Raw genomic sequence first — 24,578 nt, forward strand, 5'->3', positions numbered from 1 at the left:
AGGAGGCATCTCATGAAATATACAATTAATAGTTTTCAAGTTGATATTATAAATTGTATTAACTTGTGCAAGGCGGAAATAGTTAAAAGAAAAAAGGATATAAGTGGAGAAAGTACTATGGAACAGCTTGAAAATGTCATTTTACCAGAATTAGAGGCATTATTACAAAAAGCTAAAGTGGGAAATTTGCCCCCAAAAGCAGATAGATATTTAAATTCTTTCGCAAATGCATTTAGAGTATGGGGGTGGGATATGGAAACACCAACGGAACTATTTGTAAAATTAACTGAATTGAACAATAATTATAGGGATTTAGAAGAATAATGACATTGGCTTACATTAATATTGATACACTTATTGTATAAATATAGTTGCCATCAGATGTCGAGGGGATGGAGTAAATGGCACTAAATTCTGTAGTCAGTCAATAATTGATTCTTTTACTTCATCTAAATAACAAAACGCACCACCCTCCATTTCAACGGTATGCAGGAGAAACGACACTAGGATATTTTGATATTCTGTAATGATATTGTTACTATTAGAATTTTATACGGAGCCTTATGTATAGGGTAATATACTCTATATATAGGGCTTTTTTCTTTGGGGGGAATTTTTTTACGTATCTGTTGCCTGGGATGACGCTTTAAAATAAGTTTTAGCCAGCATATGTATTTAGGAACATGTAAATATACTATGCAGTATAAAAAATAGCTTGAAACAAAGGCTGTGCAGTCTGCCACTAAGATAAACGGTAGGGAAAGCTGTAGGAAGTCCCTGTTGTTTTTAATAATGCGACATGGGGACGGTTCTACCCTGTCGCATTATTCTTTTTTTGTCTTAAATAAGCAAGACCACAGAAACAGAATATAGATATGATGCCAACGGCAACCTTGTGAGCAAGGCAATCCATGAAATAAAGGCTGTTAACCAGAATCAATTAGAGGGAATATTCTTCTCAACAGCAGGAGACGGAAAAACCACTGAAATCACGTTATATCAGTATGATGAATATAACCAGATGATGAAGACAGTCACAGGGAATAAGACCATCACTTATGGATATAACATGGAAGGTCTTAGAGATAAAAAATCTATTGCCTCTGTAAACGCTGAAACAGGAGGAATTGCCGAAGAAAAATCTAACTATATATATGATGGTACGAAGGTCATTTTGGAAACCGATGGGTCGGGTAAGGTTTTAGCAGAAAATGTTTATGGGCTCAATCTTATCACGAGAACGGCCAACAATGAGCGGGCATATTATCTTTATAACGCCCATGGTGATGTGACAGCCCTTACAGATCAAACAGGCAAGGTCCTTGGAACTTATCAATACGATGCCTTTGGAAATATCAAGGAAAAGACATATTCAAAACCTAATCCATATACTTATGCTGGATATCGCTATGATGAAGAAATGGATCTCTACTATCTCAATGCAAGATATTACGATCCTAAGATCGCACGTTTCTTGACAGAGGATACTTACAGAGGAAGATTAAGTGACCCACTGAGTCTGAACCTATACACCTATTGTCATAATGAGCCAATCATGTACATAGACCCAAGTGGACATAAGGAAACTATTGGAATCACTAAAGATGATAGAGAGAAAAGTAAAAGTACATCAACTAAGAGTACATCCAGTAAAAGTAGTACGAGTCAAAGCAGTAAGACTAGTACCAGCACAAAAACCACCACAAAAACCACCACTACTACAACTACTAAACCAACAACGACTAGTAAGCCGAATGTAGACCTCACGATAGCAGATGTACAAAGAGAAAAACAAGAAAGTAGGCAACAATCTAAGCCAGCTAGTACGCAAACTTCTAAACCAGCAACAACAAGTTCACAAAGCAAAGCAACAAATATTGTTGAACCTTCAAAAAAGGAAAAAGAGGACAGAAGTTCTAGAACAAGTAGTAGCTCTACTAAGACGTCTGGAAGTTCTAATCCAGATGCCCTTGTTACAAAATATGGATTTACTGCAACTGCATATGATTGGTATGTGACAGAGAATGATGGAGCTATAATGACTGGGTTCACTGATGGTGCCGCATATGCTCCGAAAAGACCACAAGATTACAATTTCCCATTCGAAAAGAACTATGACCAGTATTATGCAGCATATGATGTAGGAGTAGTATCCAAGCAATACCTAATGGTGACAGTTGCGACAGCTGAAGCTGTTGCAGGGCCAAAGTCAACTGCAACATCATCAAATCCGTCAAAGCCAGTAGCAGATTATGGGCAAACATATAAGCAAGCCTATGGGACAACTGGCAAAGGCAGGGATATCGTTGGAAGTACTTTTAATGATATTAAGCCCACCCAAGACATAGTTAATCCAGAAAAAGTGTTAGAATATGCAAATAAACTCAAAACAGGGCAATATATAGAGCCTATTGAAGTTGTAGAAATACCTGGGAAAGGTAGATATATAGTCGAGGGACATCATAGGTATGCTGCAAGTCAGCAAACAGGGATACCTGTAGAAATTAAAGTTAGACAGGGAAATGGGCCTACAGGACTTCCTGACTGGAGTGAAGTTCGATGGAAAAATTACATTAATGAAGACCAATTCTGGGGAGATTAATGAGCATTTGAGGAGGATTTATGAAAATAATTAAAAGTATTACATCTAAAGGTATTAATTATAGTGATGAAGCTGGTGAAGAAAAATTCATTGATTTCGAAGAATGTAATGAAAATTGGATACAGTACAGGAAAAGAACTGAAAAACTTGATGATGAAAAGTTGGCTAACATAAAAAACAATGATAAATGCATAGGGCAAAGGGATATTTGTGCAAATCCAATCTTTATTGAGTTTTTTACAAGACCATTTACAAGATTTGAGTTTAAAGAGTCAGATGAATATCCAGACCCAAAAGAAGCTTTTAATTGTCTCCAAAATGAAATCATTTTAGCTGGATGGAAGACTCTTGACCTAAGTTAGTTTCCAAAGATTATTACTACTCTTTTTATCAAAAATGGCTCTCTACATTGATGACAGAGAATAACAAGAAGACGGGAGAAAATGGTGCTGTCTAGTCTATTGTTTTAACAGGGCTAACTTCCTCTTACTCACTTCATAATTAAATCAAAAGTGGCTTCAAAAACATAGACCTAGTAAGACTGCCCATCAAGATGTTTCAATTGTACTGTTTGTCAGATACATTAAGCACTTAAACTCGTCGCATAATAATAATTCTGTAGTGAGTTAACAATTGAATAGCTAAACATAGGGTCAACGGACAACGTTCGTTGGCCTTACTCTTAATAAGCACTGGAAAATCAATTAAAAGAGAACTTTTACCCAAGGAATAGTATTGAATTGAATAATATAGGACAATCAATGGCTTGAAGCACTTATTATCTCATTAAGGATATTACGATCCAAAGATAGCAAGATTCTTGACAGAGGATACTTATAAAGGTCAGTTAAATGACCCATTAAGTCTAAATCTCTATACCTACGCTCACAATGAGCCAATCATGTATATCGACCCGACAGGCCATTCTAGAATAGGTGCAATAATAGGAGGGATAGCAGGTGGCATAGCGGGCGGAATAGCAGGTGCAATAAGTGGCGGTGCAGAAAAAACGAAAGATAGAGATAGAGACCGAAGTGGTGAAAGTAGTAGTAAAGATTCTTCCAAAGTTACTGGTAGTTTTGGAACAGTCATAAGTAGCTTCTTTGGAAATCCAGTGGGTATCGCAGTTTCTAATGCAGTAATGGCGGCCAATATTCATTATAGGAAGAGTACAGATGATGTGGATGGAAGTAGTAGTACATCAAGTACAGGAGGTTACTATTCATCGTTAGCAACTGGCAATTATGTAATGAATGGTAAAAGACCGGTTTTATTAGCCTCTACTGGTGGTTTGTCATTAACGGGAATGTTTGCAGGTGGGACGAGTAAGAGTACTACAATTAAAGGCGATAATGGCTCTTTTGTTATTCAAACTATAGATAGCAAAGGTACTCTTACAATAAGCTTTTATCAAGATTATGATGATTTACTACCAAGCTCTAAAATCACCATAACTAAAGAGCAATTAAAAGCAATGCAATCTCCAGAATACTATTTAATATATCAGAATAGTTCAGAGGACCATTCTGACATGTTTGATGAAGGCTTCTTTAAACTTACACAGCAACAGCAACTTGATGCATTAAACAATTTTCAGGCGTACTTTGAACAAAGTGGGGCATCTAAAGAAGTTATAAAGCAAGCAGTAATTAACCTTACTTTAGCAGCTGCTGAAGGATTGCTTAGTCGTGTTCCTAAAATACCAATAAAAGACTATACTGAAATTAATAATAGTGGAATACATAATGGATATAGTAATAAGGTTATGCTTGGGAAATATGATGGTGGAGGCCCAACGAGCTATATTCAAAAAGCAAAGGATTTAGGATATGCATACTTTGATCTAGGCGAGGAATGGGGTAAAATAAAGACAAAATTTAGTTTAACTAACGATAGCATGTTTAAATTGTTTAACGAGCCATTTCTTGATGATGGGATTAATGCAGGAAAAACATTTTCATTCTCTCATAATCCTATAGGAGATACTGGAGCGTTGGGGATGGAATATAATTATCTTAAAAAAAATGGTTATGTGTATAATCCTAGTACAATGACTATGACTCCTAAAAAGTAAAGGAAGTGAGGTGTAATAATGGACGTTAATAAACTATATGATTTGGTTGAAACTTATTTTGGATACAAGGCAAATATGTTGTATTTAGATACAGATAAGAAGGAAGTAGCCTGTATGTTATATAATTCTTTCTTACTTAAATGCAATCTAGATGACCGATATGGGAGATTTGGAGCTGGGATTGTATTTGGAATTCAAGAAGCGACTATAACAGAATTTCTAGGAAAAAGATGTTCTCTTAATAGTGATGAGAAGTCAATAAGAGAAAGTTTAAAAATAGTTGATGATTACTGTAGATTACGATTACCAGATAAATTCTTAGATGCATATTATAAAGCATATGTTACAAGTTAATGTGAAGAGTTTTGACTTGTAATAAAAACCTTATTCAGGAGATTTTAATATTCTGCATATCAGAATGATATTGTTATAATGAGAATCTAAAATAAAGCCTTATGTATATGGGATATACTCTCTATATTTAAGGCTTTTTTACGGTCATGGCGATGTAGTGCAATTGGTGGGTGAAAATGGTAATATAGTAAATAGGTACTCCTATGACGAATGGGGTAACATCCTAGAGAAGCAGAAAATCATTGAAAACTCTATAAGATACGCTGGTGAGCATTGTGATAAAGCGATTCTTTAGATCAAGATTACCAAGGTTTTTAGAAAAATAGGAGTGATATGGTGCAAAAGGAGAAATTAATCAATGTTGTTAAAGAAAGATGGAAGTATTACTTAATAGGATATATTGTAGGATATATATTTCCGCTTATATACAGTGGAGTGCCTGACATTAGATATTTATTTCCGATAAAAATAATGAGTTTTGTTTTTGCTTTATGGATAGGAACTTCTCTATATTATGCATCCTTGAAGCTCCCAGTTTTTGTTACTGCATCAAGGTCAATGAAGTATATAATAGCAGGAGTCATATTAATAATAATAGCCTATTTGTTAAAAGAAGTAATCTACGAAACTAGTGGCTTTGATATAACACCATTTATTGGGATACCTGAATAAATAAAGTACACGTATTCAAAGGAAGGTACTGGTGATATGAATAGAAAAAGTCTAAGTTTAATTGTTAGTATGTTTATGATTGTCTTTATCCTAACGTCGTGTACGTCAGATTATGATAAACAAGTAAAAGAATACGAAACGTTATATGACGGAACAATAAGCCAAATAGACTCTGAAAACGTGTATAAATCAATAAAAGATAATAATCTTACATCTAACATTGAGGAACTAAATAAGCTATTGGAGAAAATTGAAGAGATAGTGCCAGATAATAAAATTAATGATTTTCTAGTATTAAGGACTAAGCATGATAGATTAAAAGGAATAATCGAAAAAGGACTTAAATGGGACTCATTAGGAGACTTAGATAAACTATCTATTAAAATTGGTATTGATTCACTTAAACCCAAACAATGATTTAGGCAGACGAATAAGTTGAGTTTATTTAAAAACGCACCACCCTCCATATCAGAGGTATGTAGGAGAAACAACATCAGGAGTTTTTGATATTCTATATCTCTAGAATGATATTGTTACAATTAGCATCTAATACAGAGCCTTATGTATAGGGTAATATACTCTCTATATAAGGCTTTTTTCTTTTGATTGGATATGAGGACTCCCTTCCAGCCCCCGCCTCTATGAAATTCAGGATAGTATTAGCATGTCGTGATTAGGTGTGGTATAAAATTTCCATATGACACGGAAGTACTATTTCTTTAGGATATTTAAATAGTAAAGGACAATAAGTAACTATAAATTGCTATTTACATTAACTTCTATGAAAATGCTGTCGATAATTGAGGTTATTTGTCGCATGATTGTTGAAGGTGTAGTATCTTGCATGTTGAATAATATATATATAATTTTTTATAAATAAAATGTTATAGCGATTACCCGTATATAAGGAGGTACATATGAACTTTGAACAACTACTAAACAATTTTGAAAAACTATTACAAAATGAAGAGAAGGCTATTAATACACCTAGCTTGCAAATTAAGGGGAATGTTTTATCTTTTAAAGATTACTTCATACAGATTAGCAACATTTCCCAAGTTTCAATAGCACCCGTAGCAAAACAACCATATCCTATTTTAGCTTTTGTATTAATTGTATTTGGACTTATGCTGTTTACGGTGGATAGCAGTTTTGGTGTAATGTTGGGAATGTTACTTGCGGGATATGGAGGATATATTCTGTATAAGGTTCATACTAGAAATGCTAACAGAGGAGATAATCTGACTATTGGGTTGAACTCTGGTAGTGTATTTAGGTTTAATTTTAAAAATAGGGAATTTTTAGATGAGGTAATGGAAGTATTGCAAAGTTGTGCTAATAATAGGAATTCGAATGTCATCATTGATTTTCAAAATTCTGTTGTGACAATGGGAGATCAAAATCGTGTAGTAGTAGAAAAATTATGATTGAGGGGAAACCATTATGGGACAAAACACGAATATTATTAATTCTGTTGTTACTGTTGGGAATGGAAATATAGTTCAGGCACATATTCACAAAGATCCTGTTAACTGGGACTTATTAGAAAATGAGCTTTTTGAAATGATACATAAGCTGCCTAAGGATTCAAATGAATTGAATTCCGTTAAAGATGCTTATAAATACACGATAAAGAAAGATAGGAATAATCTGATAAATTTTATTAAAACTCATGCAATTGATTTTACATCCAACTTATTTAGTAATGCAGCCAGTGTATTTTTAGTAGAGTTTATAAAAAAATGCGTGTAGATGGAGTCCGAGGACTAGGAGATCAGCGAATTGATGTGAAGAACAAAATTTAGAATAATGGTTTACAGAAAAAGGGCATAATCGTTGGCCCTTTTTCTATGTCGAATTTCTTTGAAAAATATTAAAGTAGACATATGCACTTCACGACTCTAAGATAGCGAGGTTTATCATGTAAGATGTTTACAAAGATAAATTGTCAGGGCTACTAAGCTCAAATCGATACGCCTACTAAGTTAACGATCCAATCAGTGACTATGTTATTTCGCAAAGTTGAGTTATTGCAAGAAAATAATAAGAATTAGTCATATTTAATGAAGGAATGTTTACATTAGCAATGTGGCTTTTCTGATTAATAAGGTGTTTTCTATGGATATTCAATGTGAGAGTCAGCCTAGGAGGAGTTAGAACAAGCATATACTAGCGTATTAGAAATATAAATATAAATAAACATTCTAACTTTTAGCAGTATATATTCGAAAGAATGATGATGGAAAAGAGGCTGATTACATTTAATGATTTTTGATAAAATAAATAATAAAATATCAGTAAAAAGTAGTGTTTTCACATAAGAAAGGATGACAAACATGGGCAAGCTTCCGAAAAGCTTTTACGAAGGAGATACATTAGAAGTAGCAAAGGGGTTATTGGGGAAGGTGTTGGTCCATCGGAATGAGGGTGTGGAATTAAAAGGAAAAATTGTGGAGGTAGAAGCATATATTGGAGCCATAGATAAGGCTGCCCATTCCTATAATAATCGGAGAACAGAACGGACGGAGGTTATGTTTTGGTCTGGAGGATATGTGTATGTTTACTTGATTTATGGAATGTACTACTGCATGAATGTGGTGACGGGCAGGGAAGGGGAAGGTGCAGCGGTGCTTCTAAGGGGGTTGGAACCTGTACAGGGAATCGAGCAAATGAGTATCAATCGTTATGGAAAGCCCCTTGAAACATTAAAACGAAGTCAAATCATTAATCTGACCAATGGACCAGGAAAGCTATGCAGGGCCATGGGAATCACAAAGAACAATTATGGTGAGCCTTTGACGGGAGATAGAATTTTTATCGAGAATATAAATTTGAAAGAGGAATTTGATATAGGTGTGTCTAAAAGAATCAATATTGACTATGCAGAGGAGGCCAGGGACTTTGAATGGCGATTTTTCATCAAAGGGAATCCTTATGTTTCCAAAGGATAGAAGATAAAGGATAGGAAGAATTTATATTTTGAGATAATTTAAAAAAATAATTGCAATATCGATTCTTGTCGTTTAAAGTTAAACTATATATCTTTAGGAGGATCAAAATGCGTATAAAAATTATAACGGATAGTTCCTGTGATTTGCCAAAACATTTGGTTGAGCAGTATGATATCGGTGTTGCACCCCTACATGTTTTTATAGACGGAAAAGATTATACCGACGGCAAAGATATTACCCATAAAGAATTTTATGAGAAGTGTAGTACTGCCGAGACTTTGCCGAAGACATCCCAGCCAGCACCTGGAGATGTGTTACATATGATTCAAGAAAGTCTGAAGGAATATACCCATGTTCTTTCCATCAACCTATCCTCAGCCCTTAGTGGAACCTATCAAACGGTGAATATGCTGAAAGAAACTATTGGCGAGGCTTTAACAGCTTTTGATACAAAAAATGGGTCATTAGGGGTAGGGATGCAGGTATTAAAAGCCTGCGAGTTGGTGAAAGAGGGATTATCTAAATCAGAGATCATAAAGAGATTAACGGAATATCGAGAGAGTATGGATACGCTTGTGTATTTAGAGACCTTGGAAAATGCGGTAAAAGGCGGAAGGGTAAGCAAATTCTCCTATATCGCTGCCAGCATGTTGAATGTAAAGGCGATTGTTTACGTAGATAAGGAAGAGGGATCGGTTAAGGTAAGAGAAAAAATAAGAGGCGAAAAGAAGGCCTTAAGATATATCATTGATGCAATTAAAAATAAGAATATTGATTTCTCTGATAGGGTGATTGGGATTACCCATGCGGATTGTTTAGAGCGGGCAAACGAATTCATAGAAATGTTAAAGGCAGAGGTCAATCCAAAGGAGATACTCCTACATTCCATGGGTCCCGTGATCGGTACCTATGCGGCTCGAGGTGCTATCTATGTCTGTTTCTAATTGTTAATAAAATGCAACGAATTGGTTAACAATTCATTGCATTCCATATTTTGAGGGTTACCCCCGGTAGGTATATAGTTTATACTTGTACAAAAGGGGGAATAAGACATGAAAAAACTGTTAATTGGTTCGACATTAGCTTGTCTCCTATTTGTTTCAGCAAATACAATCAACGCTGAAGCTGCAGTCAGTACCCATACTGTGGTATCAGGAGATACATTATGGAAGATCGCAGTGAAGTATGAAGTAGGTGTGAAGGAGCTCATTCAAGCAAATCCACAAATCTCAAATACCAACTTGATTTATCCAGGGATGAAAGTAAATATACCTGCTGACAGCCCTGAGGAAACTTTCGAAAAGGAAGTAGTACGATTGGTTAATGTGGAGAGAGCAAAGAATGGTTTACAGCCATTAAAGGAAAATTGGGAGTTATCTAGAGTTGCAAGATATAAATCGATGGATATGAGGGACAAGGGATATTTCTCCCATACGTCACCAACATATGGGTCACCATTTGATATGATGAAACAATTTGGTATCAGTTATTCTTATGCCGGTGAGAACATTGCCATGGGACAGAGAACACCAGCGGAAGTTGTGAAAGGCTGGATGAACTCTGAAGGCCACCGTAAGAATATACTAAGTCCGAACTTCACTGAGATTGGTGTGGGCTATGCTGTCAACAGCAAAGGCAGTACCTACTGGACACAAATGTTTATAAAACCAAGATCATAAATAGGAAGAAGCTATAGCTGTGCTATAGCTTCTTTCATACATATAAATTACTCCATAGGCAGTGCTTCATAAATGGTGAAATATATTATCTGATCATAATCGCCTACCTCTGTGATGCGATAGCCTGACTCTACGATCAAAGTTTCTATGGCTTTTCGCACCTCACAGTATGCATCCCATCTTTCATCCTGTCCCTCTTCCGCTGTTGCTGTTTCGTAAATCCATTGAATATGATCTTCTTCTAAAATAAACTCACCGTGTAGTTGAGAAAATTTCTCCTGGAGCAGTGTATGTAATGCACTTAAGCTCATTTGCAGCACTCCCTTCATTGATTTAAAAAAGAATATATTATCATTATACCACCATTTGTCCATAGATACTCTGGAACTAGCTATATACAGAATATTTATTATTAAAGAAAAGAACGATATAATAAGAACATAAGGAATGTTATATAGGGGAGGAGATAGAATGGGATTTAAGATTGCCATTTGTCAAATGATGGTGACGGAAGATAAGGAGAAAAATGTAGAAAAGGCGGAATCGATGATTCGAGAAGCAGCAGAAAAGGGTGCGAAAGTGGTTGTTTTACCAGAAATGTTTAACTGTCCCTACGAGAACAAATACTTTCCTTTATATGCTGAAACCTATCCGGGAAAAACGACAGAACGCCTATCCCTTTTGACATCAGAGATGGAAATTTATCTAGTAGCCGGTTCTATACCAGAGCAGGAAGGGGATATCATTTATAATACATCTTTCATATTTGGCCCAAAAGGGAAATTGATTGGCAGACATCGAAAGATGCACCTTTTTGATATCGATGTGGAAGGTAAGATACGATTCAAAGAGTCTGATACACTAGGCTATGGTGAGGATATTACCGTGGTGGATACGGATTTTGGTAAAATGGGTGTTGCCATTTGCTACGACATGCGTTTCCCAGAGTTGATGAGACTGATGGCCTTGGAGGGCGCGGAAGTTATCATCGTACCTGCGGCTTTTAATATGACCACAGGGCCGGCCCATTGGGATATTACGATAAAGGCTAGAGCATTAGACAATCAAGTATACTTTGTGGCTGCATCCCCTGCAAGAAATATGGAAGCATCCTACCATGCCTATGGCCATTCCAGTATCGTAAGCCCTTGGGGAGATGTGATCGCTCAAGCCAATGCGCAAGAAACTATTCTTTATGGTGAGATCGATTTAGAATTGGTAAAGAAAGTGCGGAGAGAGCTGCCGCTTTTGCAACATCGAAGGACGACATTATATGATGTAGTAAAAAAATAGGATGAGGTTGAGAGTTGGAGACGGACGTGATTGTTTCCCAGCTTTAGGGGCGCCCATTGGGTGCCTAAAAGAATAATTGACAACGAAAATGGACGTGCAATGCACGCCCCTATAGTCCATCCGAATAGTTTGAGTTTTTTACGACGGTAGGCCATTAAGATTTTGAGCAAAAACAGAAAATAGCCAGGTTCTGGCTATTTTCTGTTTTTTGATCGGCTTGTGATTTCTTCAAGTACTTGTTTATTTTCTCCTGTGCCAAAATTTTGTTTTGCTTGTTCCACATCGATAGCCTCATTGGTCAGTTGGTATTTGCTTTTTGTTCGAATGATCCTTAGAACAGATTCATTGATTCGTTCTTCAGGAATACGGCCATCTTGGACGGCTGTTTTGATAATGTCCAAAATTTTTATCTGAGTATCATAGGTATGTCCTGCTATGAAAAGATCTGCGCCGCCATCTATGGACAACAAGATGGATTCTTTTAAATCTTTTTCCTTCCCTACATAGGCTGACATTTCTACATCATCGGTGATGATTAAGCCTCCATAGCCCAATTCCGTTCTCAATAGGTCTTTCATCATCAGTGCAGATTTAGTGGCGGGCAATTCTGATGGGTCTATGAGAGGAAAGGCCAAGTGACCCACCATGAGTGCATCCACACCCTCCTCAATGGCTGCTTGAAAAGGAATGAGTTCGCGACGATGCAGCAGGTCCTTCTCAATCATGATTTTGGGAAGCTTCCCGTGGGAATCTACCACAGTATCACCATGGCCTGGAAAATGCTTGGGCGCTGCAATAACGCCTGCTTCCTGTTGACCTTGGATAAAGTGTAATCCATGTCTTGTAACAATGTCTGGGGTGCTGCCAAAGGCTCTGCGAATCAACAGCTTATTCTCCTTCGATAGAACGATATCTAAGACAGGAGCATAGTTGAGATTGACACCCATCGCTTTTAACTCACTGCCTATGACTTGTCCCATTTGATAGGTTAAATTGGGGTCATCTATCTGTCCTAGGAGCCTAGCATCAGGAAATTTGGTGCCTCCATCGGGCAGCCGTGATACGGTACCGCCCTCTTCATCTACGGAAATGAAAAGAGGCAAAGGATTTTGGCTGTTCCAGGATTTGAGTTGATTTGTCAGGCTGACGGCTGTATCAAAATCTTTATAATTTCTTTTAAACAAAATGAAGCCACCGACCTTATTCTCCTGAATCAGTTGTTGCGTCTGTGGCGTAGGAGAAGCTTCTTGAAAGCCAACAATTAACATCTGACCAATTTTTTCTTCAAGGCTCATCTGATCCAATAGGGTTTGGGCAGGATCTGTTTCCTCAGGTGGATTTTCGTTCTCTTCTATAGGTGCTTCGGGTAGAGTCTCTGATTTCTCCCATAGTCCAGAACACCCAGATAAGATTGAAAAAGTCAGGATTAAAGTTAGGAATAGACTCAACGAAAGATTTCTATGACCCATGGTTTCACATCCTTATATGTACTAATTGATATTATATGCAAAGTAGTGAAGGAATACAAGGTAAGCACTATTTTCTTTGCGTAATCCATACAGCTTGTGGCAGACATGTCAATCTGAAATATAAGCATGCAGGCGCTTATTAGATCGTTTAGAAGGATATGATTATACAAATAATGAATAAAAATGCATAAACATAGTATAATTTATCGTTGTGCCAGGATAACGTTTTCATAAAATTCGTTGAAAGAACTTGGATTGAAAAGAAAAGCTGGATGAAAAATTATTCGAATATTATTGAATGGAATGAATAAATATGATAAAATAACTTCTATAAAATTTTTCTGAAAATTATAAAAATTTAACAAAATCTATGATCCAGCAGTTTTGGCTTTCCATATACTGCAATCTGAAAGGGTGGGAAATAAAATGAGTGGAAATGGATTACCAGAGAAGCAGGGGTTGTATAACCCTAGTATGGAAAAGGACAGCTGTGGGGTAGGGTTTATCGCGCATATCAAAGGGAAGAAGAGCCATGAAATTCTCCAACAGGGATTACAAATACTAAAAAATTTACAACACCGTGGGGCTGTGGACGCAGATGCTACTACTGGAGATGGCTCAGGTGTCTTAATGCAGATTCCCCATGATTTTTTGAAGATAGAAGCCAAAAAGCTGGATATTGAGCTGCCAGAATATGAGGATTATGGGGTAGGAATGATCTTTCTGCCTAGAGAGCCCCACAGTCGTATATTCTGTGAGGGGGTTGTAGAAAGGATTCTGAAGGAGGAAGGACAGAAACTACTGGGTTGGAGAACTGTACCCATCGAAGAGGAGGCCTGTGGTGAAGCAGCTAGAGCCACCAGACCCGTGGTGGTACAAATCTTTATCGATAGGAATAAACAAACCAAAGAAGTATTTGAAAGAAAGCTTCTAATGGTTAGAAAGCGGGCCCAGAAAGCGATCCGTGATACACAAAAACCCTATACAGAGAGTTTTTATATCTGCTCCCTTTCTAGTCGAACCATCATTTACAAAGGTTTGATTGCTGGCTGCAGGCTTCAGGAATTCTATGCAGATCTGACAAATTCCATGATGAAGACGGCTATTGTGATGATCCATGAAAGATATAGCACCAATACTTTTCCTTCATGGAAGCTGGCACAGCCCTTCCGTTATATTGCCCATAACGGGGAGATCAATACGATTCGTGGGAATATCAATTGGATGCAGGCCAGGGAGGGCGTGATGCGTTCAAAGCGATTTGGCAAAGAGTTTTCTAAAATATTACCTATCATGGAGCCAGGAGGAAGTGATTCGGCGTCCTTTGATAACGCGGTGGAGCTGTTTGCAGCCAATGCCCACTCACTGGAATACATCATGATGATGTTGATCCCAGAGGCTTGGCAAAACGACTATAAAATGGACAGGGAAAAAAGAGGTTTTTATGAGTATCATGCCAGGGTGATGGAGCCATGGGATGGACCTGCCACCATTGCGTTCACTGATGGGATAAAAGTGGGTGTAACTGTAGATCGAAACGGATTGAGGCCCGCTCGATATATCACAACCAAGGACGACTTGGTGATTATGGCATCAGAAATCGGCGTTTTAGACATAGCACCCGAGAAAATTTTAGAAAAGGGATGTCTTCAGCCAGGAAAGATTTTATTGGTGAATACAGAAGAAGGTCGAATTATTTCAGATGAAGAAATAAAAGCAGCGGCTTATCAACGAAAGCCCTTCGGCAATTGGGTAGAGAAAAATCGAATGACATTAAAAGACATTGAGAAGCCTTTTGATGGAAAGAAAATGAGCTTTGAAACCTTGCATAGGAATCAGTTGGTTTTCGGGTTTACAAAGGAAGAATTAGAAAAAGTTCTTTGTTATATGACTGAAAATGGAAAAGAACCTATTGGATCCATGGGAATAGATACGCCACTTGCCATACTATCTGAGCGTCCTCAGCTATTATTTAATTATTTTAAGCAGAAATTTGCTCAGGTAACCAATCCACCCATTGATCCAATTCGAGAGGCCTTGATTATGTCTCTGATCCAGTTCATAGGCACCCATGGAAAACTGTTGGATGAAATCGAAACTGAAAAAGATAATAAATACATTTTACTAGAACACCCTGTCATTCTGAGTCATGAATTGGAAGGTATTTGCAGTCTGTATACAGAGGACTTCCGCTCTGCTACCATTCCTTGTATTTTTCAGGCAGACCATGAAGGCAATGGATTAAGACACGCCTTGGATTATTTATGTAAGCGGGCAGAAGAGAGCGTACGGCTAGGCTACAACATTCTCGTTTTAAGTGATCGCAATGTAGATATGTACAATGCGCCGATTCCCAGCTTATTGGCATTAGGAGCTGTTCATCACCATTTGGTGAGAAAGAAGCTCAGAACAGCCGTAGATTTAATCGTTGAGGCGGGGGATGCAAGGGATGTAATGCACATGGCATTGCTGGTTGGATTTGGTGCCAAGGCAATTCATCCCTACATGGCTTTTGAGTCTATCGGCCATATGGTGGAAAAGAAGGAAAATAAAAAACTTACAAGCTTGGAAGAAGCGTTTATCCATTATAGAGATGGGATTTCTGAAGGATTACTGAAGATTATTTCAAGAATGGGAATTTCCACATTACAGAGCTATTGTGGAGCCCAGATCTTTGAAGCCATAGGAATCCATCAAGAGGTGATCGAGGAATATTTTACAGATACGCCGGCAGTACTTTCAGGTATTGGATTAGATGAAATCGCCAAGGAAGTGCTGGCTAGACATCAACGCGCTTATCGTGAATTTGGAAAGCTGGATGCAGGAGGAGAATTATCTTATAGGAAGGATGGAGAATATCATATCCTGCATCCCGATGCTATTCGTGCCTTGAGAAAAGCAAGTATAGAAGGAGATCTGCAGAAATATAGGGTATATGCCCATGAGGTGAATGCACAAAATGAAAAGAGAGCTACCATTCGCAGTCTATTGAACTTTAAAAAGATAAACAGCATTCCACTGGAATCGGTAGAACCAGTAGAAAATATATTAAAACGCTTTCGAATTTCAGGAATGTCCTTTGGCTCATTGAGCATGGAGTGTCATGAAACCTTGGCCGTTGCCATGAACAGGCTGGGTGGCGCAAGCAATAGTGGAGAAGGCGGTGAAGATCCACGGAGATATGCCTTGAATGGAAAAGGCCAAGACCTCAAGAGTGCTGTAAAACAGGTGGCTTCAGGAAGGTTTGGGGTAAATATCAACTATCTGGTGAATTGTAACGAGCTAGAAATCAAAGTAGCTCAGGGCGCGAAACCCGGGGAAGGGGGTCATCTGCCAGGCGATAAGGTAACGCCTGAAATTGCCAGAGTTCGACATTCAACACCTGAGATTGATTTGATCTCACCACCTCCACATCATGACATCTATTCCATTGAGGATTTGTCCCAGTTGATTTTTGACTTAAAAAATGCAAACCCAGAAGGACGGGTGGGCGTAAAACTAGTGTCTCAAATGGGCGTTGGAACCGTAGCAGCAGGCGTTGTAAAATCCCATGCAGACTTTGTACTGATTGGTGGTCATGATGGAGGATCTGGCGCAGCGCCCATTAGTTCTATGAAATATGTTGGATTGCCATGGGAGTTAGGGTTGGCAGAAGCCCAGCAGACACTTTTGTTAAACAATTTAAGAGGTAAAGTGACCCTTCAGGTGGATGGAAAGATGCTAACAGGAAGAGACGTGGTGATTGCCGCCCTGTTGGGAGCAGAGGAGTATGGATTTGCTACGGCGCCATTGATTGCATCTGGATGTGTGGTCTGTAGACAATGCCACCTCAATAAGTGTCCAGCAGGTATTGCAACCCAGGATCTTAAATTACGGGAAAACTTCAAGGGTGAGCCTGAGCATGTGATGAACTATCTCACCTTTGTAGCAGAAGAAGTCCGAGAATACATGGCTCAGCTTGGATTCAAGACCATGGATGAAATGATTGGCAGAGTAGATGCTTTGGAGATTGAGAAGGTCAATTTGGGAAAACTTAAGGATTGCCACTTATATTCTTTATTATATAAACCAGAATTACCTTCTCGTATTGCAGGGAAATGCGGAGCTCCTCAGAAGTTTAATAAGGACGGGTTATTAGATAATAAAATCTTAAAAGATACTCTGTTGGCATTGGAAGAAGGAAAGAATATCGTCCACCATTTGATGATCAGAAATACAGATCGTTCCTTTGGAACCATGCTCAGTGGGGAAATTGCACGATACTATGGGGAGCAGGGAGTGGCAGAGGATGCAGTAATGATCGGAGTAAAAGGGTCAGCAGGACAGAGTTTCGGTGCTTTTACGGTAAAGGGCTTAACCCTAATGCTTGAGGGAGATGCCAATGATTACTTGGGCAAGGGATTATCAGGAGGAAAGATCATCGTGATTCCTCCTGAGGGAATTACCTTTGAGCCTAGTAAAAATATCATTGCTGGAAACACGCTGCTGTACGGAGCCACCGCTGGTGAAGCTTATATTTCTGGGCGAGTAGGTCAACGGTTTTGTGTACGAAACAGCGGTGCCGTTGCAGTAGTTGAAGGCGTTGGAGATCATGGCTGTGAGTATATGACAGGAGGCGTTGTCGTGATCCTCGGCACAACAGGAAGAAATTTTGGTGCAGGTATGAGTGGTGGGGTCGCCTATGTGTTGGATGAAGAAAATGGGTTTAGAGATCGATGTAATCTGGACATGGTGAGTATAGAGCGCCTTGAGAGCCCAAAGGACGTGCAACTGGTAAAAGACTTAATTCATAAGCACTATCTCTATACCCAAAGCGACAAGGCCAAGAAGATATTGGGGCATTGGAATGATTACCAGAAAAAATTTGTAAAGGCGGTTTCACCTGTTTATCAAAAACAGATGGAGCAAATTGGCTAGATCAGCGATGAAACAAGGATGCAAATGAATATTTTTCATTATGTAAAAGAGTAAAAACTTTTATTTCAAAAAGTTTTTACTCTTTTTTGTGGAAGCTTTTAGGGAGAAAAATAAAAATTCTAAAAATTAGAAATAGAAGAAGGATTATGAAAAATAATGTTGAATATTTACTTGCATAGACATGTAGATTGTCGACAATAGACTAATGATTTTCGTCATGATTACTACATTCAGTGAATATCTTGTACACAAGGAGGTGAATTATGATAATCAGCTCATCTGAATATAAAAGAGAGAACTTATGCAGTATTGTAGTTGAATATATCAAAGAAGCTATTTTGGCAGGTGTATATAAGGAAGGGGACCATATATTAGAAACTGAAGTAGCCCAAGCATTGGGCATTAGCAGGGCACCAGTGAGGGAAGGTATAAAGGAACTTGAAAATGAAGGGATCGTCACCGTTGTTCCGCGAAAGGGAACTTACGTTACTCAATTTGCCATTGAAGATATCAAGGAAGTTTTTGACATTAGGCTTTTGCTAGAAAATAATATTCTAGAGATTTTAATAAAAGAAAACAAGCTAACAGAAGAAGATTTTAATACATTGGAAAATATTATTGGAGAAATGGTCAACATCGTAAATGGAACAGAAGATGTTGTTAAGAAAGCGATTCATATCAATAGAAAAGATATGGAATTCCATCGATTTATCTGGCAAAAATCAGGAAGCCACAGGCGGGTGGAAATACTGGAGAGCATATTTTTTCAGTTGAGGATGGCGATGCTATACGACACAAATAAGACAGGTAACTTACTGGTTACGGCAACAGACCACTATGAAATCATCAAGCATTTACGAAGCAAGGATTTAGAGAAATGTAAGAAGGCACTAAAAGAACATATCATATCCTATAAGGAAGGCAAGTTTTAAGGATTATTATCGCAGTATAGATTGTCGACAATAGACAGTCTACAATGCGAGATATAAGAAAAGGAACGTTGAAAGGGGAGAGGGACAATGAATAAAACCTTATATTTTGAGGTCCAAGAGTATAAGGAAAGGCTTCGGAAAACAAAGGAGGCCATGCAAGAAAAAGGTATTGATATTCTGATCGCTACAGATCCTGCAAACATGAACTACATTACTGGATTTGATGGATGGTCTTTCTATGTCCATCAATGCTTGGTGATTATGGCAGATCGAGATGAACCGATCTGGGTAGGCAGAGGACAAGATTCCAATGCAGCAAGACTCACCACATGGTTGCAGGAAGAAAGCATTCGACCTTATACGGATGACTATGTGCAATCTCTTATTAAGCATCCAATGGATTTTGTATCGGATATCATCAAAGAAAAAGGATATCAGGATAGGGTTATTGCCACTGAAATGGATACCTATTACTATACTGCAAAATGCCAGGAAAGATTGGCCCTTGGACTGCCAAAAGCAAAGTTTATAGATGGAACAAATCTAATCAACTGGGTGAGAATTATTAAATCCGATGCAGAAGTAGACTACATAAGGAGGGCAGCACGAATTGCTGAAAAAGCAATGGAAGCAGCCTATGGGTCAATTGATGCAGGTGTTAGGCAATGTGATGCTGCTGCCAATGTATATCATGCACAAATAAGCGGAACAAAAGAATTCGGCGGAGATTATTCTGCCATTGTGCCATTGATGCCTAGTGGTATAAGGACCTCAACACCCCACTTAAGTTGGACGGATGAGCCGTATAGAAATGGAGACACAGTCATTCTTGAATTGTCAGGATGCTACAGAAGATATCACTGTCCGTTGGCAAGAACAATGATTATTGGAGATGCACCACAAAAAGTCAGGGATTTAGCATCTGTCGTAGTGGAAGGTATTAGCAATGCATTGGAAGCCGTCAAGCCAGGAATTACTTGTGAAGAGGTAGAACGTGTATGGGCTAGGAGTATTGCAAAGAGTGGATTTATTAAAGATTCTCGCATTGGCTACTCCATGGGGCTTAACTTCCCTCCAGATTGGGGTGAGCACACAGCAAGCTTTAGACCTGGAGACAAAACGATTTTACAGCCCAATATGACATTCCACATGATCCCAGGGATTTGGCTTGAGGATTGCGGCGTTGATATTAGTGAATCCTTTAGAGTTACAGAGAGCGGATGTGAGACCTTTACAAATTATCCAAGGAAACTATTGGTGAAATAACAAGCTGGCAATACTTTGAAACCTATAGGCCCTTGAAAGGAAGGCATAGGTTCTATAGAACAGGAAAATGTTTTCATCAAAAATGGAACATATGCCTTCCATCAAAATATTCCCTATGTTCTAGTGTTACAGTGAAGGAGGGGGAAAATGAATAAACTTTTCAATAAAACCTTATCCAAGTTTGAGGAAATTATATTAAGCTATTCAGTCATTTTAATGGCTGTCGTATTGATTGGAAGTGTCATAAGCAGGTCCTTATTCAATAGAAGTTGGACCTTTGCCGAAGAGGTGGGGCAGTCGTTGGTAATCATTGTTACCTTCATGGGAATTGGCTATGCAGCCAAGAAAGCGAAACATATCAGTATGTCTGCTATCTTTGACCTCGTAAAGGATAAATACAAAAAAATGTTCATATATGTGATTTCCAGTGTAACTTCGATTTCTATGTTCTATTTAACCTATCTAGGATTTCAATATGTACAAAAGGTGCAACAGCTGGGCAGGGTTACACCAGCCCTAAGAATACCCATGTATTTGATTATAACGGTTGTGCCTATAGGGTTCCTATTAGGTGGGATTGAGTATGCCAGAACTTTTATAATCAATATAAAGGAGAAAGAAATATATTTATCTAGTGAAAAAATACTTGGTCAAGATCATGAAGAAATAAGTTTTTCTGAACCCGATGATATAGAACATTCTCATGAGAATGAAACGGGCAAGGGGGTGTAATGATGGTTTTACTATTAATGAGTATCATGGTTGTTTTGCTTTTGTTAAACTTTCCGATGCTTATACCCATGATTGTTGCACCCCTTGCCGTATTGGTTGTATATTTTCCGAATATCAATCCTTTGCTCGCGACCCAGCAGATTATTGCAGGCGTGCAACCTTTCGTTCTTTTAGCAGTACCGATGTTCATTTTTGCCGCTGACATCATGTGTGCTGGACAAACAGCACGACGACTCTTGGATTTTGTTGAAACCTTTGTTGGACATATACATGGTGGTATGAGCATCACAACGGCTGCCACCTGCACTTTGTTTGGTGCGATTTCAGGTTCGACTCAGGCAACGGTAGTAGCGATCGGTAAACCTATGCGGAATAGACTCCTTGCCATTGGCTACGAAGATGAAGATACCATCGGATTGATTATTAGTTCTGCCATCATTGCCCTGCTGATACCACCAAGCATTTCTATGATTATGTACTGTGTTGTAACAGGTGCTTCTGTAGGAGATTTATTTATTGCAGGCGTTATACCTGGTTTGCTGATATTGGCATTCTTTGCGGTATACAACTACTTTCATGCAAAACGCAAAAACATTCCGAGAACGGTTAAACTTACTTGGTCTGAAAGAGTAAGCGCCATTAAAGATGCAGCAGCTCCCCTGGGTTTCCCAGTGATTATTTTTGCTGGTATTTATTCCGGATTTTTTAGCCCTACAGAGGCTGCAGCAGTATCCGTACTCTATGCAACCATTTTAGAACTATTTGTGTTTAGAACCATTAAACCCAAAGACTTTCCTCAAATCGCATTATCTACTGCCGTCGTAACATCTGCCGTATTTGTTCTCGTGGCTGCAGGATCGTTGTTCTCCTGGGCTATCTCCTATGCAAAAATCCCTCAAATTATTACAGCAACACTATTAGGGCCAACACCATCTGCACTAAAGATTTTAACGATGGTTACCATATTCTATTTCGTAGGATGTATGTTTGTTGATTCCATCGTTGTCATCATTATATTGACGCCAATCTTCTATCCTTTGGCTTTAAAGGCAGGGATTCACCCTATCCATCTAGGGATCATTGTTACATTGCAAGCAGCCATCGGGTCCATCTCACCGCCCTTTGGATGTAACATATTTACAGCCTGTGCTATATTTGATCGGCCGTATCTGAAGGTTGTCAAAGGAATACCCCCCTATATGATTATGCTGATCATTATTTCAGTATTGGTCATTACGTTCCCACAACTTTCCTTAATGCTTGTGCCATAGAAAATCAAAAATTCGACTGAGGGTGAAAAGAATATGTTTGATGTGAAGAAAGAGGTTGCATTATTGTATGATGAGTTAATCAGATTACGAAGAGATTTTCATATGCATCCCGAATTAGGGTATGAAGAACATAGAACATCACAAATTGTCTGCGACTATTTAGAGGGACTGGGATTAGAAGTAAAAAAGGTTACAAAAACAGGTGTTGTTGGATTGCTGAAAGGCACAAAGGAAGGAAGAACTGTGATGTTAAGGGCAGATATAGACGCTCTCCCGCAAGAAGAGAAGACCGGTTTAGATTATCAGTCTATACATAAAGGTGTCATGCATGCCTGTGGTCATGATGGTCATACGGCCATGTTGCTGGTAGCTGCTAAGATCCTAGCAGGCCACAGGGACGAGATCAAGGGGAATGCGAAATTTATATTCCAGCCCAATGAAGAAGAAGCTGGGGCTCTTGATATGATCCATGAAGGTGTTTTGGAAAATCCCAAGGTGGATGCTGCTTTTGGCATTCACCTGTGGACACCTATTGAGAGTGGAAAAATAGGATTGGCAAATGGGCCGGTTATGGCTGCTACTGAAGAATTTGAAATCAGCATTGTGGGAAAGGCTGGACATACATCAGCACCCCATACGGCATTAGATCCTATTTTAGCAGCTTCCAATGTGATACAAAATCTGCAATCCATCCAAACGAGGGAAATCGACCCCCTATTGCCGATTGCCATCATGGTAGGAAAAGTTCATGGGGGAAGTGGTCGTAATATTATTGCTGATCGAGTAGAGATTGGAGGAACCATAAGATTCCTATTCAAAAATGAAGAAACAGAGAAACAGATTCTTTTAGAGAAGTTTGAGAGGGTCATAAAGGGTACCTGTGATGCCATGGGCGTACAATATGAATTAAAATTCATACCCAGCAATCCATCCTTGATGAATGATGGAAAGATGGTTGAACATGTGAGAAGGGCGTCCAAAGAAACCTTTGATGAAGTAGACAATGTGGTGGCGTATAGGTGTTTAGCAGGAGAAGATTTTGCGGAGTTTACCCACAGAGTACCCAGCGCCTTCTATTTTGTTGGTACTGGCAATGTGGAGAAGAGCACCCATTATCCCCATCATCATCCGATGTTTAATATTGATGAGGATACGATGAAGTATGGCGTAGAAATGCATGTAAGATCAGTTTTGAACTTCTTGAATGATTAAAAAAGTTTGTCGTTGTCGACAATCTACACTTAATTTGTCGACGAAAGAAATAAAAAATGAGGGGGATTACAATGAGAAAGATCGTTTCAATGATGCTGATTATGGTTTTAATGATGTCATTAGCTGTAGGATGTGGACCTAAACCGACTGCTGTTGAAAATCCAGGGGGCCAGGAAAATGGAGCAGATACGAAACCGCAAGAAACCTATACATGGAGATTTGCCCATGAAGAAATTGATGGGAGCGTGCAAGACTTATATGTAAAAAAATTCAAAGAAATCATTGAAAAGAAATCAGATGGAAGAATTAATATCGAAATTTACCCTGTAGGACAAATTGGTGATGCTACGCAGCAGTGTGAATTGTTGCAAAATGGTGGGATAGAATTTGGTATCGTATCCCCAGGCAATACGGGTACGATTGTTCCAGAAAATCAATTGTTCTCACTTCACTTCCTATTCACAGACGATATGGATAAAAATGCAGAGATTTTTAAGACAAGTAAAGCCCTCAACGAAATGCTATCCAATAAGTATTTAGAAAAGAATATCAAAGTGTTAGCGTACTGGACAGAAGGAGCTATGCAATGGACATCCGGCAAGCCTGTCAATACGCCAGCCCAATGGAAAGGCTTCAAAATGAGAACAATGCCTTCTCCGATGATCGTTGCAGCCTACGAGGCCTATGGAGCAAATCCGACGCCTGTTCCATATATGGAAGTTTACAGCGGCTTGCAATTAAACATGATTGAAGGTCAGGAGAATCCATTGTTTGCAATAGAAGAAATGAAATTCTATGAAGTGCAGAAAAATTTAACACTGGCCAACTCAAATCTATATGTAACAACAACAGCTGTAAATCCAGACTTTTTCAATTCTCTACCGAAGGACATACAAGATATGATCCTTGAGACTGTAGATGAAATTAGAGATTATTCCTTTGAAATTCAAGCAGATCTTAACGGAAAAGCTTTAGATAAGATTAAGGAAAAAAGTGAAATCAGTATCGTTGAGCTAACTGCTGAAGAAAGAGAAGCCTTTAGAGAAGCGAGCAAGACAGCATATGATAAATATGTGAAGATGGTAGGACCCCATAGTAAAGAAATTTTAGATACGTTGATCGCAGAGGTAAAGGCCATAGAGTCAAAATAACAT

The 24,578-nt window shown here is 38.5% G+C and carries 21 protein-coding genes and 1 pseudogene; 20 read left to right on the forward strand and 2 right to left on the reverse strand.

The window, feature by feature from the left end; translation table 11 throughout:
• Positions 1-12: 12 nt before the first annotated feature.
• From HNQ80_RS00975 to safA, 12 genes and pseudogenes are all read left to right on the forward strand, one after another.
• Complete coding sequence (locus HNQ80_RS00975; RefSeq protein ID WP_184307236.1) at positions 13-324, forward strand: hypothetical protein; 312 nt, start codon at positions 13-15, stop codon at positions 322-324.
• 571 nt (positions 325-895) lie between these two features.
• Positions 896-2,602 (forward strand): RHS repeat-associated core domain-containing protein, encoded by a 1,707-nt coding sequence (locus HNQ80_RS00980; RefSeq protein WP_184307238.1) that lies wholly within the window; start codon positions 896-898, stop codon positions 2,600-2,602.
• A 20-nt stretch (positions 2,603-2,622) separates the two neighbouring features.
• Positions 2,623-2,964, forward strand: coding sequence for a hypothetical protein (locus tag HNQ80_RS00985; RefSeq protein WP_184307240.1), 342 nt, complete (start codon positions 2,623-2,625; stop codon positions 2,962-2,964).
• 443 nt (positions 2,965-3,407) lie between these two features.
• A pseudogene (locus tag HNQ80_RS00990) lies at positions 3,408-4,676 on the forward strand (hypothetical protein); the annotation flags it as partial.
• An 18-nt stretch (positions 4,677-4,694) separates the two neighbouring features.
• On the forward strand, positions 4,695-5,030 hold the full coding sequence (locus HNQ80_RS00995) for a hypothetical protein (protein WP_184307242.1): 336 nt from the start codon (positions 4,695-4,697) through the stop codon (positions 5,028-5,030).
• A gap of 336 nt (positions 5,031-5,366) precedes the next feature.
• Positions 5,367-5,702, forward strand: coding sequence for a hypothetical protein (locus HNQ80_RS01000; protein WP_184307244.1), 336 nt, complete (start codon positions 5,367-5,369; stop codon positions 5,700-5,702).
• Between the two features lie 36 nt (positions 5,703-5,738).
• Positions 5,739-6,119, forward strand: a complete 381-nt coding sequence (locus tag HNQ80_RS01005) for a hypothetical protein (protein WP_184307246.1) — start codon at positions 5,739-5,741, stop codon at positions 6,117-6,119.
• A gap of 500 nt (positions 6,120-6,619) precedes the next feature.
• The gene (locus HNQ80_RS01010; protein WP_184307248.1) at positions 6,620-7,129 is read left to right on the forward strand and encodes a hypothetical protein; all 510 of its coding nucleotides are present in this window, start codon (positions 6,620-6,622) and stop codon (positions 7,127-7,129) included.
• 16 nt (positions 7,130-7,145) lie between these two features.
• Positions 7,146-7,454, forward strand: a complete 309-nt coding sequence (locus tag HNQ80_RS01015; RefSeq protein ID WP_184307250.1) for a hypothetical protein — start codon at positions 7,146-7,148, stop codon at positions 7,452-7,454.
• Between the two features lie 584 nt (positions 7,455-8,038).
• Positions 8,039-8,653 carry a DNA-3-methyladenine glycosylase gene (locus tag HNQ80_RS01020; RefSeq protein WP_184307252.1) on the forward strand — a complete coding sequence of 205 codons (615 nt, stop codon included), beginning with the start codon at positions 8,039-8,041 and terminating at the stop codon, positions 8,651-8,653.
• 107 nt (positions 8,654-8,760) lie between these two features.
• A complete protein-coding gene (locus HNQ80_RS01025) occupies positions 8,761-9,597 on the forward strand; it encodes a DegV family protein (protein WP_207726805.1) in 837 nt (278 codons plus the stop codon).
• A 108-nt stretch (positions 9,598-9,705) separates the two neighbouring features.
• On the forward strand, positions 9,706-10,332 hold the full coding sequence (gene safA, locus HNQ80_RS01030; RefSeq protein WP_184307254.1) for a SafA/ExsA family spore coat assembly protein: 627 nt from the start codon (positions 9,706-9,708) through the stop codon (positions 10,330-10,332).
• A gap of 47 nt (positions 10,333-10,379) precedes the next feature.
• On the opposite strand, the gene HNQ80_RS01035 is transcribed toward safA, so the two are convergent.
• The gene (locus tag HNQ80_RS01035; RefSeq protein WP_184307256.1) at positions 10,380-10,643 is read right to left on the reverse strand and encodes a hypothetical protein; all 264 of its coding nucleotides are present in this window, start codon (positions 10,641-10,643) and stop codon (positions 10,380-10,382) included.
• A gap of 160 nt (positions 10,644-10,803) precedes the next feature.
• Between HNQ80_RS01035 and HNQ80_RS01040 the strand changes: the two genes are divergently transcribed.
• The gene (locus HNQ80_RS01040; protein ID WP_184307258.1) at positions 10,804-11,625 is read left to right on the forward strand and encodes a carbon-nitrogen hydrolase family protein; all 822 of its coding nucleotides are present in this window, start codon (positions 10,804-10,806) and stop codon (positions 11,623-11,625) included.
• A gap of 194 nt (positions 11,626-11,819) precedes the next feature.
• On the opposite strand, the gene HNQ80_RS01045 is transcribed toward HNQ80_RS01040, so the two are convergent.
• Positions 11,820-13,094, reverse strand: a complete 1,275-nt coding sequence (locus HNQ80_RS01045; RefSeq protein WP_184307260.1) for a glycoside hydrolase family 3 protein — start codon at positions 13,092-13,094, stop codon at positions 11,820-11,822.
• Positions 13,095-13,520: 426 nt separating this feature from the next.
• On the opposite strand from HNQ80_RS01045, the gene gltB reads away from it, so the two are divergent.
• From gltB to HNQ80_RS01080, 7 genes are all read left to right on the forward strand, one after another.
• Positions 13,521-18,011: a glutamate synthase large subunit gene (gltB, locus tag HNQ80_RS01050; RefSeq protein WP_184307262.1), complete on the forward strand. Its 4,491-nt coding sequence runs from the start codon at positions 13,521-13,523 to the stop codon at positions 18,009-18,011.
• Positions 18,012-18,274: 263 nt separating this feature from the next.
• Positions 18,275-18,943, forward strand: a complete 669-nt coding sequence (locus HNQ80_RS01055) for a GntR family transcriptional regulator (RefSeq protein WP_184307264.1) — start codon at positions 18,275-18,277, stop codon at positions 18,941-18,943.
• An 87-nt stretch (positions 18,944-19,030) separates the two neighbouring features.
• Positions 19,031-20,209 carry a M24 family metallopeptidase gene (locus HNQ80_RS01060; RefSeq protein WP_184307266.1) on the forward strand — a complete coding sequence of 393 codons (1,179 nt, stop codon included), beginning with the start codon at positions 19,031-19,033 and terminating at the stop codon, positions 20,207-20,209.
• A gap of 147 nt (positions 20,210-20,356) precedes the next feature.
• The gene (locus tag HNQ80_RS01065; protein ID WP_184307268.1) at positions 20,357-20,941 is read left to right on the forward strand and encodes a TRAP transporter small permease; all 585 of its coding nucleotides are present in this window, start codon (positions 20,357-20,359) and stop codon (positions 20,939-20,941) included.
• 2 nt (positions 20,942-20,943) lie between these two features.
• Complete coding sequence (locus HNQ80_RS01070) at positions 20,944-22,212, forward strand: TRAP transporter large permease (RefSeq protein WP_184307269.1); 1,269 nt, start codon at positions 20,944-20,946, stop codon at positions 22,210-22,212.
• A gap of 33 nt (positions 22,213-22,245) precedes the next feature.
• Positions 22,246-23,424, forward strand: coding sequence for a M20 metallopeptidase family protein (locus HNQ80_RS01075; RefSeq protein WP_184307271.1), 1,179 nt, complete (start codon positions 22,246-22,248; stop codon positions 23,422-23,424).
• Between the two features lie 71 nt (positions 23,425-23,495).
• Positions 23,496-24,575, forward strand: coding sequence for a TRAP transporter substrate-binding protein (locus HNQ80_RS01080; RefSeq protein ID WP_184307273.1), 1,080 nt, complete (start codon positions 23,496-23,498; stop codon positions 24,573-24,575).
• The last annotated feature ends 3 nt before the right edge of the window (positions 24,576-24,578 follow it).

The sequence above is a fragment of the Anaerosolibacter carboniphilus genome, assembly GCF_014205875.1.
Taxonomy (GTDB): domain Bacteria; phylum Bacillota; class Clostridia; order Peptostreptococcales; family Thermotaleaceae; genus Anaerosolibacter; species Anaerosolibacter carboniphilus.

Excerpts from the sequence above, each read along its gene's own strand:
- HNQ80_RS01005 (WP_184307246.1), top strand. The coding sequence starts at position 5,739 with ATGAATAGAAAAAGTCTAAGTTTAATTGTTAGTATGTTTATGATTGTC.
- HNQ80_RS01065 (WP_184307268.1), top strand. The coding sequence starts at position 20,357 with ATGAATAAACTTTTCAATAAAACCTTATCCAAGTTTGAGGAAATTATA.
- HNQ80_RS01075 (WP_184307271.1), top strand. The coding sequence starts at position 22,246 with ATGTTTGATGTGAAGAAAGAGGTTGCATTATTGTATGATGAGTTAATC.
- HNQ80_RS01080 (WP_184307273.1), top strand. The coding sequence starts at position 23,496 with ATGAGAAAGATCGTTTCAATGATGCTGATTATGGTTTTAATGATGTCA.
- gltB (WP_184307262.1), top strand. The coding sequence starts at position 13,521 with ATGAGTGGAAATGGATTACCAGAGAAGCAGGGGTTGTATAACCCTAGT.
- HNQ80_RS00975 (WP_184307236.1), top strand. The coding sequence starts at position 13 with ATGAAATATACAATTAATAGTTTTCAAGTTGATATTATAAATTGTATT.
- safA (WP_184307254.1), top strand. The coding sequence starts at position 9,706 with ATGAAAAAACTGTTAATTGGTTCGACATTAGCTTGTCTCCTATTTGTT.
- HNQ80_RS01010 (WP_184307248.1), top strand. The coding sequence starts at position 6,620 with ATGAACTTTGAACAACTACTAAACAATTTTGAAAAACTATTACAAAAT.
- HNQ80_RS00995 (WP_184307242.1), top strand. The coding sequence starts at position 4,695 with ATGGACGTTAATAAACTATATGATTTGGTTGAAACTTATTTTGGATAC.
- HNQ80_RS00985 (WP_184307240.1), top strand. The coding sequence starts at position 2,623 with ATGAAAATAATTAAAAGTATTACATCTAAAGGTATTAATTATAGTGAT.
- HNQ80_RS01060 (WP_184307266.1), top strand. The coding sequence starts at position 19,031 with ATGAATAAAACCTTATATTTTGAGGTCCAAGAGTATAAGGAAAGGCTT.
- HNQ80_RS01020 (WP_184307252.1), top strand. The coding sequence starts at position 8,039 with ATGGGCAAGCTTCCGAAAAGCTTTTACGAAGGAGATACATTAGAAGTA.
- HNQ80_RS01045 (WP_184307260.1), bottom strand. The coding sequence starts at position 13,094 with ATGGGTCATAGAAATCTTTCGTTGAGTCTATTCCTAACTTTAATCCTG.
- HNQ80_RS01055 (WP_184307264.1), top strand. The coding sequence starts at position 18,275 with ATGATAATCAGCTCATCTGAATATAAAAGAGAGAACTTATGCAGTATT.
- HNQ80_RS01015 (WP_184307250.1), top strand. The coding sequence starts at position 7,146 with ATGGGACAAAACACGAATATTATTAATTCTGTTGTTACTGTTGGGAAT.
- HNQ80_RS01025 (WP_207726805.1), top strand. The coding sequence starts at position 8,761 with ATGCGTATAAAAATTATAACGGATAGTTCCTGTGATTTGCCAAAACAT.
- HNQ80_RS01040 (WP_184307258.1), top strand. The coding sequence starts at position 10,804 with ATGGGATTTAAGATTGCCATTTGTCAAATGATGGTGACGGAAGATAAG.
- HNQ80_RS01035 (WP_184307256.1), bottom strand. The coding sequence starts at position 10,643 with ATGAGCTTAAGTGCATTACATACACTGCTCCAGGAGAAATTTTCTCAA.
- HNQ80_RS01070 (WP_184307269.1), top strand. The coding sequence starts at position 20,944 with ATGGTTTTACTATTAATGAGTATCATGGTTGTTTTGCTTTTGTTAAAC.